General features: G+C 69.7%; 9 protein-coding genes. 8 read left to right on the top strand and 1 reads right to left on the bottom strand.

Annotated elements, in window-relative coordinates:
- Both Dsi01nite_RS29060 and Dsi01nite_RS29065 read left to right on the top strand, forming a co-directional pair.
- The coding region (locus tag Dsi01nite_RS29060) for a HAMP domain-containing protein (protein WP_203849475.1) at window positions 1-2,758 on the top strand (2,758 nt) is incomplete at its 5' end.
- A gap of 33 nt (window positions 2,759-2,791) precedes the next feature.
- Complete coding sequence (locus tag Dsi01nite_RS29065; protein ID WP_203849476.1) at window positions 2,792-3,364, top strand: response regulator; 573 nt, start codon at window positions 2,792-2,794, stop codon at window positions 3,362-3,364.
- Here Dsi01nite_RS29065 and Dsi01nite_RS29070 read toward each other — a convergent pair.
- Window positions 3,357-3,689 (bottom strand): STAS domain-containing protein, encoded by a 333-nt coding sequence (locus Dsi01nite_RS29070; protein WP_203849477.1) that lies wholly within the window; start codon window positions 3,687-3,689, stop codon window positions 3,357-3,359. The two genes, Dsi01nite_RS29065 and Dsi01nite_RS29070, sit on opposite strands and share 8 nt — an antisense overlap.
- Before the next feature lie 101 nt (window positions 3,690-3,790).
- Here Dsi01nite_RS29070 and hemL point away from each other — a divergent pair, with 101 nt between their 5' ends.
- From hemL to ccsB, 6 genes are all read left to right on the top strand, one after another.
- Entirely contained in the window at window positions 3,791-5,131 is a 1,341-nt protein-coding gene (gene hemL / locus Dsi01nite_RS29075; RefSeq protein WP_203849478.1) for a glutamate-1-semialdehyde 2,1-aminomutase, read from the top strand.
- A 76-nt stretch (window positions 5,132-5,207) separates the two neighbouring features.
- Window positions 5,208-5,858 carry a histidine phosphatase family protein gene (locus tag Dsi01nite_RS29080; protein ID WP_203849479.1) on the top strand — a complete coding sequence of 217 codons (651 nt, stop codon included), beginning with the start codon at window positions 5,208-5,210 and terminating at the stop codon, window positions 5,856-5,858.
- Entirely contained in the window at window positions 5,858-6,394 is a 537-nt protein-coding gene (locus Dsi01nite_RS29085) for a TlpA family protein disulfide reductase (RefSeq protein WP_203849480.1), read from the top strand. The genes Dsi01nite_RS29080 and Dsi01nite_RS29085 overlap by 1 nt, the downstream gene beginning before the upstream one ends.
- On the top strand, window positions 6,394-7,146 hold the full coding sequence (locus Dsi01nite_RS29090; RefSeq protein ID WP_203849481.1) for a cytochrome c biogenesis CcdA family protein: 753 nt from the start codon (window positions 6,394-6,396) through the stop codon (window positions 7,144-7,146). The genes Dsi01nite_RS29085 and Dsi01nite_RS29090 overlap by 1 nt, the downstream gene beginning before the upstream one ends.
- A complete protein-coding gene (gene resB / locus Dsi01nite_RS29095) occupies window positions 7,146-8,693 on the top strand; it encodes a cytochrome c biogenesis protein ResB (RefSeq protein ID WP_239136259.1) in 1,548 nt (515 codons plus the stop codon). The genes Dsi01nite_RS29090 and resB overlap by 1 nt, the downstream gene beginning before the upstream one ends.
- Complete coding sequence (gene ccsB, locus Dsi01nite_RS29100; protein ID WP_203849482.1) at window positions 8,693-9,625, top strand: c-type cytochrome biogenesis protein CcsB; 933 nt, start codon at window positions 8,693-8,695, stop codon at window positions 9,623-9,625. The genes resB and ccsB overlap by 1 nt, the downstream gene beginning before the upstream one ends.
- Window positions 9,626-10,181 lie beyond the last annotated feature (556 nt).

Genomic DNA, 10,181 nt, shown 5'->3' on the forward strand with positions numbered 1-10,181 from the left:
CACGGAGGGCAAGCTCGGCGGCCAGGCCCAGGTGCGGGGCGTCGCCGGCACCTGGCGCGACCTCACCGACAACGTCAACTTCATGGCGTCCAACCTCACCGCCCAGGTCCGCAACATCGCCCAGGTCGCGACGGCGGTGGCCCGTGGTGACCTGTCGCAGAAGATCACCGTCGACGCGCAGGGCGAGATCCTGGCCCTGAAGTCGACGGTCAACACGATGGTCGACCAGCTCTCGAGCTTCGCCGACGAGGTCACCCGTGTGGCCCGTGAGGTGGGTACGGAGGGCAAGCTCGGCGGCCAGGCCCAGGTGAAGGGCGTCTCCGGCACCTGGCGCGACCTCACCGACAACGTCAACTCGATGGCGTCGAACCTGACCTCCCAGGTCCGCAACATCGCCCAGGTCACCACCGCGGTGGCCCGGGGCGACCTGTCGCAGAAGATCACCGTCGACGCGCACGGCGAGATCCTGGAGCTGAAGTCGACGGTCAACACGATGGTCGACCAGCTCTCAAGCTTCGCCGACGAGGTCACGCGCGTGGCCCGTGAGGTCGGCTCCGAGGGCAAGCTCGGCGGCCAGGCCCAGGTGCGGGGCGTCTCCGGCACCTGGCGGGACCTGACCGAGAACGTCAACCAGCTCGCCTCGACGCTGACGACCCAGCTGCGCGCCATCTCGCAGGTGTCCACCGCCGTGACCCGCGGCGACCTGACCCAGCGGATCGCGGTCGAGGCGCTCGGCGAGGTCGCCGAGCTCAAGGACAACATCAACCAGATGATCGTCACGCTGCGCGAGACGACGAAGAAGAACGCCGAGCAGGGCTGGCTGGACTCCAACCTGGCCCGCGTCGGCGGCCTGCTGCAGGGCCAGCGCGACCTCGGCGAGGTCTGCCGCATGATCATGGCCGAGGTGACCCCGCTGGTCGACGCGCAGATCGGCGCGTTCTTCCTCGCCGGCGCCGATGCCGGGTCCGGGCTGCGGCTGCGGCTCGAGGCGTCCTACGGCTACATGGCGCCCGGCACCGAGGTCAGCTTCGCGCCCGGGGAGGGGCTGATCGGGCAGGCGTCGCTGTCGCGGCGCGCGATCCGGGTCACCGCCCCGCAGGACAGCCGGCTGCAGGTCCGCTCCGGGCTCGCCGCGACACCCCCGGCCGACCTGGTGGTCCTGCCGGTGCTGTTCGAGGGCGAGCCGCTCGGCGTCATCGAGTTCGCCGGCGTCGCCTCGTTCTCGGAGCTGCACCTGGCGTTCCTCGACCGGCTGGTGGTCACCATCGGCGTCGCCCTGAAGACGATCCTCGCCAACCGGCGCACCGAGGAGCTGCTGTCGCAGTCGCAGCGACTCGCCCTGGAGCTGCAGGACCAGTCCGCCGAGCTGCAGCGCACCAACGCCGAGCTGGAGGAGAAGGCGACGCTGCTGTCGGAGCAGAAGGGCAACATCGAGAAGCAGAACCGCGAGATCGAGATGGCCCGCCTCGGCCTGGAGGAGAAGGCGCAGCAGCTGGCGCAGGCGTCGCAGTACAAGTCGGAGTTCCTCGCGAACATGAGCCACGAGCTGCGGACCCCGCTCAACTCGATGCTCCTGCTGTCCCGTCTGCTCGCCGACAACCCCGACACCAACCTCACCGCGAAGCAGATCGAGTTCGCCGCGACGATCCACAACGCGGGCTCCGACCTGCTCGCCCTCATCGACGACATCCTCGACCTGAGCAAGATCGAGGCCGGCCGCATGGACGTGGAGCCCGGCGAGGTGTCCTTCGACGAGATCCGCGCCTACGTCGAGCAGGCGTTCGCGCCGCAGGCCGAGGACAAGGGGCTGGACTTCACCGTCAGCACCGCCGCCGAGCTGCCGCCGGCGATCGTCACCGACCCGCAGCGCCTGCAGCAGATCCTGCGCAACCTGATCTCCAACGCGGTGAAGTTCACCGAGAAGGGCACGGTCACGCTGTCGATCAGCGTCGCCACGCCCGACCTGCAGTTCACCTCGCCGACCCTGGCCGGTGCGCGGCGGGTGATCGCGTTCGCGGTCCGCGACACGGGCATCGGCATCTCCGACGACAAGGTCGCCCTGATCTTCGAGGCGTTCCAGCAGGCCGACGGCACGACCAGCCGCAAGTACGGCGGCACCGGCCTCGGCCTGTCGATCAGCCGCGAGCTGGCCCGGCTGCTGGGCGGGGCGATCGGGGTCACCTCGGAGGTCGGCCGGGGTGCGGTCTTCACCCTGTACCTGCCGGACGTGATCGCGACCGAGGTCACGCAGACCGTGCACGCGGTGCCGGCACAGCCGCTGCCGCCGGTCCGCAGCCTGCCGCCGGGCCCGGCGATGCTGCGGGCGCTGCCCACGCCGGAGCGCCGCCCGACCGCGGCCGCGCACCAGCTCGACGGCGCGACCGTGCTCATCGTGGACGACGACGTGCGCAACGTCTTCGCCCTCACCAGCGCGCTGGAGCTGCACGGCATGACGGTCCTCTACGCCGACAACGGCACCGACGGCGTCCGCGTGCTGTCCGAGCACCCCGGCGTCGACATCGTGCTGATGGACGCGATGATGCCCGACCAGGACGGCAACGAGACGACCCGGGCGATCCGGCGCAACCGGCGCTTCGCCAAGCTGCCGGTGGTGTTCCTGACCGCCAAGGCGATGCCCGGCGACCGCGAGTCCTCCCTGGCCGCGGGCGCCAGCGACTACATCACCAAACCGGTCGATCTGGACGAACTGCTTGACGTGATGGCCGCCTGGGTAAACGGGGAGGGTCGTGCGGTGTAGGTTGATCGATGACGTCAGAAAGGGGCCGCTTCCTTGACTGGACCGGAACGGCCGGCGAGAGTGCTGCTCGTCGACGACCGGAAGGACAACCTCCTCGCGCTGGAGGCGATCCTGCAGGGGTTGCCGGTCCAGACCGTCGGCGCCGACAGCGGTGAGGAAGCCCTCAAGCACCTGCTGGTGGACGACTTCGCCCTGATCCTGCTCGACGCGCAGATGCCGACGATGGACGGCTTCGAGACCGCCCGGCACATCAAGCGCCGAGAGCGGACCCGGCACGTGCCGATCATCTTCCTGACCGCCGCGGACCGCGACTCGCACCTGGCGCTGCGCGGCTACGCCGCCGGCGCCGTCGACTACCTCACCAAGCCGTTCGACCCGTGGGTGCTGCGGGCGAAGGTCTCCGTGTTCGTGGAGCTGTGGACGAAGACGCAGCAGCTGGCGGCGCAGTCGGACCTGGTGCGCGTGCGCGACGGCGAGCTGCGCGCCGCAGGCGTCGCCATCGACGAGGCGACCGCGCTGCTCAAGGCGGGACTCGCCGCGGGCGGCGAGGTGGGCCGCTCCCAGGTCGAGAAGGCGATCACCGCCCTGAACCGGGTTTTTAAGTAGCCGTCTCCTGGATCATCAGCGCGCCACGAAGGCCGGTGATGTCCAGGACGCGGATCAGGAACGCGCCGACGTTGACCAGCACCAGGTAGCTCTGTGCCATGGTGGCCTTGCGACTGAGCACGACCAGCGTGCCGAGCCCCTGCGAGTCGCAGAACGTGACGCCGGCCATGTCGAGGACGACCCGCGTCGGGGTGTCGCCGCCGAGGATCTCATCGACGGCCGTCGCCAGGCGTTGGACCGTGGACATGTCGATCTCGCCGGCGAGCGCCACCACGGTCTCGGTCGGGGCGCGGCGCACGGTGACGGAAAGATCAGGTCGATCCACCCGCACAGCCTAACGTGGATCAGCGTCCGCAGTGGCGTCGGGCACAGGCCGCCCGGGGGCGGTCGGCACCCCGCTGGGCAGGCTGTCAGAATGGGCAGGCTGTGACAGCTATTGACTCCGCCGGCCTCGGCCCCTACGCGGGTGACGCTCCGGCTTCGCAGGCACTGTTCGACCGCGCCCAGGCCATCGTGCCGGGTGGGGTGAATTCACCTGTCCGTGCGTTCCGCGCGGTCGGTGGCACCCCCCGGTTCATGGTCGGTGGCGAGGGCTGCTGGCTCACCGACGCCGACGGGCGACGCTATGTCGACCTCGTCTGCTCGTGGGGCCCGCTGATCCTCGGCCACGCACATCCCGAGGTGATCGGTGCGATCACCGCCGCGGCCGCGCACGGCACCAGCTTCGGCACCCCGACACCGGGCGAGGTGGCACTCGGCGAGGAGATCGTCGCGCGCACCCCGGTCGAGCAGGTCCGCCTGGTCAACTCCGGCACCGAGGCCACGATGAGCGCGCTGCGGCTCGCCCGGGGCTTCACCGGACGGTCCAAGGTGGTCAAGTTCGCCGGCTGCTACCACGGTCACGTCGACGCGCTCCTTGCCGCCGCCGGGTCCGGGGTCGCGACGCTCGCGCTGCCCGACTCGCCCGGCGTCACCGGTGCGGCGGCAGGGGACACGATCGTGCTGCCGTACAACGACATCGCCGCGGTCGAAGCGGCCTTCGCCGCCGAGGGCCCGCAGATCGCGGCCGTCATCACCGAGGCGGCCTGCGGCAACATGGGCGTCGTCGCACCCCGCGACGGGTTCAACGGCAAGCTCGCCGAGATCGCCCACCGGCACGGCGCGGTGCTCATCCTCGACGAGGTCATGACCGGGTTCCGGGTCAGCGGCGCCGGCTGGGCGGGCCTCGAGCCCGTCGACGCCGACCTGTGGACCTTCGGCAAGGTCATGGGTGGGGGCCTGCCCGCCGCCGCGTTCGGTGGCCGTGCGTCGATCATGGCGCAGCTGGCTCCGGCCGGCCCGGTCTACCAGGCCGGCACCCTGTCGGGCAATCCACTCGCCTGCGCCGCCGGCCTCGCGACCCTGCGCCTGGCGACCCCCGAGGTCTATGCGCAGCTCGACGCGACGGCCGCCACGATCGGCAAGTTGTCCTCGGACGCGTTGGCCGCCGCGGGGGTACCGCACACGCTGGCCACCGCCGGCAGCATGTTCTCGATCTTCTTCACGCACGAACCGGTGCACAACTACGACGACGCGCGGACCCAGGACGTCGCGGCGTTCAAGGCGTTCTTCCACACCATGCTGTCCCGCGGCGTCTACCTGCCACCCAGCGCCTACGAGTCGTGGTTCGTCTCGACCGCGATCGACGCCGAGGCCCTGGACGTCATCTCGGCCGCGCTGCCGCACGCCGCCCGCGCCGCCGCCGCTGCCTCGGCCGGGCTCTCATGACGATGGCCGGGCTCTCATGACGATGGTTGGGCTCTCATGACGATGGTTGGGCTCTCATGACGATGGTTGGGCTCTCATGACGACGAAGACGATCGTGCACGTGCTGCGGCACGGCGAGGTGCACAATCCGGAGAAGGTCCTCTACGGGCGCCTTCCCGGCTACCGGCTCTCCGAGCTCGGCGTGCAGATGGCCAAGGCCGCCGCGCAGGCCGTCGCGGAGAAGGACATCACCTATGTGGTGGCCAGCCCGCTCGAGCGCGCGCAGCAGACCGCGTCGCCGATCGCCGACCAGTTCGGCCTGTCCATCGCCGTCGACGAGCGGCTCATCGAGAGCGGCAACTTCTTCGAGGGCAAGCGGGTCGGCGCCGGCGACGGCGCGCTGCGCGACCCGCGCAACTGGTGGGTGCTGCGCGACCCGGTGACCCCGTCGTGGGGCGAGCCCTACACGGCGATCGCTTCGCGCATGTTCGCCGCGCTGATGGCCGCCCGCGAGGCCGCCGAGGGGCACCAGGCCGTCTGCGTCTCGCACCAACTGCCGATCTGGACGCTGCGCCGGCACGTGGAGCGCAAGCGGCTGTGGCACGACCCCCGCAAACGGGAGTGCAACCTCGCCAGCTACACCAGCTTCCACTTCGAGGACACGAAGATCGTCGGAGTGTCGTACACCGAACCCGCCGCGCACCTGGTCGCCATGTCGCCGACCGCGCGTGATGCAAAGGGCGCGTAATGTTCTATCGGGTTATAGCCGTTTTCGTCGCTTTCGTGTTTCTGGCTGCCTGTGACAGCACGACCCCACAGAACGCGCTCGGCAGCCGCAAGATCTCCGCGTCGGACCGGGTCGCCGCGCCCGCGGTGCGCGCGGACTTCATGGACACCACCGGCTCGTTCGACCTCGCCCAGCAGAAGGGCAAGGTGGTCGTGGTCAACTTCTGGGCCTCCTACTGCGCCCCGTGCCGCACCGAGGCTCCGGAACTGGAGAAGGTGTACGCCGCCACCCAGGCTTCCGGTGTCGTCTTCGTCGGGATCAACGTGCACGACCAGCGCGACCCGGCCAAGGCGTTCCTCGCCGACATCAAGCCGACCTACGGCAGCGTCTTCGATCCCTCCGCCTCGATCGCGCAGGACTTCGCGGTGCCGCCCAACTCGATCCCGGCCACCCTCGTCATCGACCGCGCCGGCCGCATCGCCGCCGTGATCCGCATGCAGGTCGACCAGAAGCTGCTCGAGCCGATCGTGCGCGACCTGCTCGCCGAGCAGGCCTGATGCTGCTCGCCGGGCCCTTCGACTACGCCACCAGCGGCCCGCTGCTCGGTGCGATCGCCGTCGCCGTCCTCGCCGGCCTGGCCAGCTTCCTGTCGCCGTGCATCCTGCCGCTCGTGCCCGGGTACCTCTCCTACATCACCGGCCTCGCGGGCGCCGACCTCGACTCCGGGCAGCGGCGGGGCCGGGTGGTCGCCGGCATCTTGCTCTTCATCGCCGGGTTCACCGCCGTCTTCGTCACCCTGATCGTGCTCGCCACCAGCGCCGCGATGCAGCTGCTGGCGCACCTCCGGACGATCGAGATCGTCGCGGGTGTGATCGTCATCGTGCTCGGTCTGGCGTTCATCGGCCTGGTGCCGGGGCTGGAGCGGCAGTGGCGGGTGCAGAAGCTGCCCGCCGCCGGGCTCATCGGCGCCCCGGTCTTCGGCGTCGTCTTCGCCCTGTCGTGGACGCCGTGCATCGGCCCGACGCTCGCCGCCATGATCGCGCTCGGCTCCACCAGCGGCTCCCAGGCCAGGGCGGTGACCCTTGCCGTCGCGTACTCCCTCGGCATCGGCCTGCCGTTCATCGCCGTCGGGCTGGGCTTCCAGAGGCTCATCGGAGTCATCAAGTTCATCCGCCGCAACAGCCGTTGGGTGACCCGCATCGGCGGCGCGCTGCTCGTGCTGATCGGGCTGGCCCTCGTCACCGGCGTCTGGAGTGACCTCATGATCGCCATCAAGGCCAACGTCGGACCCGGATCGGTGCCGATCTGATGCGCTGGATCGTCTCCGTGTGCCGGCGTGCCTGGCGGCAGCTCACCTCGATGCGCACCGCGCTGGTGCTGCTGTTCCTGCTGGCCGTCGCCGCCATTCCCGGCTCCGTGCTGCCCCAACGCAACGTGTCGCCGGAGCAGGTCCGCCAGTATCTGCGGGACAACACCGAGTGGGGCCCCACGCTCGAACGGTTCTACTTCTTCGACGTCTACGCGTCGCCCTGGTTCTCCGCCATCTACCTGCTGCTGTTCACGTCGCTCGTCGGCTGCCTGGTGCCCCGCTTCCGGGTGCACTTCGCCGCGCTGTTCCGCAAGCCGCCGTCCGCGCCCGCGCGATTCTCCCGGCTGCCCGCCTCGGTCTCCGACATCGCGCCGGTGCCCGCCGCTGACGTGGTTTCGGTCCTGCGGCGCCGGCGGTTCCGCACCGTCGTGCGGGTCGACGGCGACGTCACCGAGATCAGCGCCGAGAAGGGCTACCTGAAGGAGACCGGCAACCTGGTCTTCCACTTCGCGCTGCTGTCGCTGCTGCTCGGCGTCGCCTACGGCTCGTGGTTCGGCTGGCACGGCAACCGGCTGCTCGTGCAGGGTCAGGACTTCGCGTTCTGCAACACGCTGCTCAACTACGACGAGCACGCCCTGGGCGCCCGGGTCGGCGAGGGCGACCTGCCCAAGTTCTGCCTGCGGATGGACAAGTTCGCCGCCACCTACCTCGACAGCGGCCAGCCGGTCACCTACAAGGCCGACGTCACGGTCACCCAGGCCGGTCGCACGTCGTCGCACCTGCTGCAGGTCAACGACCCGCTGCGGCTCGACGGCGCCAACGTGTCGCTCCTCGGGCACGGCTATGCCCCGCGGTTGCGGTACACCGACAAATACGGCAAAACGCACGAACAGGTCGCCGCGTTCCTGCCCAAGGACGGCATGCTCACCAGCGACGGCGTCGCCACGTTCCCGGACGTCAACCTCAACCCCGACACCGGCACCCGCGACGAGAAGGCGCAGATCGGCTTCTCCGGCGTCTACCTGCCGACCCTGCCGTCGGACCCGTCCGTCGCGTCCTCGGCCTTCCCGGCCGAGAAGGACCCGCGCCTCATGCTGCAGGCCTACCAGGGGGTGCTCGGCTTCGACGCCGGTGCGCCGCTGTCGGTGTACACCCTCGACCAGCGCCAGATCGACGCGAAGCGGCTTACGAAGTTCGGCGACCCGATCATGCTCAAGCCCGGCGAGAAGGGCACCCTGCCCGACGGCACCACCGTCGAGTTCGTCGGCACCGAGCAGTGGATCAGCATCTCGATCCGGCACGACCCCGGCCAGCCGATCGTCCTGGGCGGCGCGGTCGCGCTGCTGGCCGGCCTGCTCGGCTCGCTGACCGGCAAGCGCCGGCGGGTGTTCTTCCGGATCACCCCGACCGCGATGTCGGCGGGCGGGCTGCCGCGCGGAGACTACCCGGGCTTCACCGAGGAGTTCGACGCCATCGTCGCCGCGGTGGCCCCTGCTGCGAGCGTGCCCGGCCAGGTGGCGCAGACTGACGTCAAGGAGGTCGTTTGATGGGTGGGTTGTCGAATCAGCTGCTGGTCGTCACGATCTTCAGCTACGTGCTGGCGATGATGGCGTACGCCGTTGAATACGCGTTCGGCCCTCGCAGCCTGGTAGGCCAGCGGGTCCTGGTCGGCGCGGGCGGTCCCGCCTCCTCCGACATTTCGGATATTTCGGATTCGTCGGTTGGCGCTCGCCGGGCGGGGGTCGCCGCCGTCGGCCTCACCGTGCTCGGCTATCTGGCCCACCTCGGCGCCCTGGTCGCCCGCGGTATCGCCGCCGACCGGGCCCCCTGGGGCAACATGTACGAGTTCGTCATGACCGCCACCCTTGTCGGCGTCTCCGCCTGGCTCATCGTCCTGGCGAAGTGGCGCAACCTGCGCCACCTCGGCCTCTTCGTCACCCTCGTCGCGTCGATCCTGCTCTCGATCGCCGGCATGACCCTGTACGTCCCGGTCGGCCCCCTGGTCCCGGCGCTGCAGTCCTACTGGCTGGTCATCCACGTCGGCGCCGCCGCGACCGCCTCCGGCACCTTCCTGGTCGGCTTCGTCGCCGCCGCCATGCACCTGATCCGCCTCGGCCACGACCAGGGCAAGCGCAACTTCCCCTACAGCCTCGGCGAGCGCCTCCCGCAGGCCGGCGTGCTGGAGCGGGTCACGTTCCGCGTGCACGCCTTCGCCTTCCCGATCTGGACCTTCGGCGTCATCGGCGGCGCCATCTGGGCCGAGGCCGCCTGGGGCCGGTACTGGAACTGGGATCCCAAGGAGACCTGGTCCTTCATCGCCTGGGTGGTGTACGCCTGCTACCTGCACGCCCGTTCCACCCCGAGCGTCAGCCGCCGCATCACGTCCTGGATCGCGGTCGTCGGCTGGGCGACGATGCTGGTCAACCTGTTCGGCGTCAACCTCGTCGCCAGCGGCCTGCACTCCTACGCCGGCGTCTGACCCACCGCCTCGCCGACCTGATCCTCGGCATGGAGCACGGTGGGTCGGTCAGGGCTGGTTGCGGTTCGCGGTTCTGGCCGTCTTGCGGTGATCCCAAGCCCGGTTCGCACTCGCATGATCCAGCGCCGTCGAGGTCATCATTCGGTGGTCCCACACCACCGCTGGCTCAAGAACTTCGGACAAATCACCCAGGTCGGGGTGCGGGCGTGGCCCGCACCCCGATTTTCGATCTTGCGTGCTTGATCGAAGTCGCCACGTGGTCGCCTGGACGGCCATGGCACTCCCTCGATCATGAGCGGGGCGGAAGCCAGGGCCAACTCACGCCGAACTACCCGGTGGATTCTCGGTACCTGGTGGATCGCTGGGGGTTTTTCGGGGGTAATCCACCAGGTAGTTCAAGATTTCTGTTTCGGAGGCCTGGTACCGACCGGTCCAGTGATCGATGGTTTCGTTCTTTAACCAAAAGCGGTGTTGTACCACCGAATGACGACCTCGACGGCGCTGGACCATGTGAGTTCGGACCTGGCTTGGGATCACCGCAAGACGGCACGGACGG

It is taken from the genome of Dactylosporangium siamense, from assembly GCF_016862795.1.
GTDB lineage: Bacteria > Actinomycetota > Actinomycetes > Mycobacteriales > Micromonosporaceae > Dactylosporangium > Dactylosporangium siamense.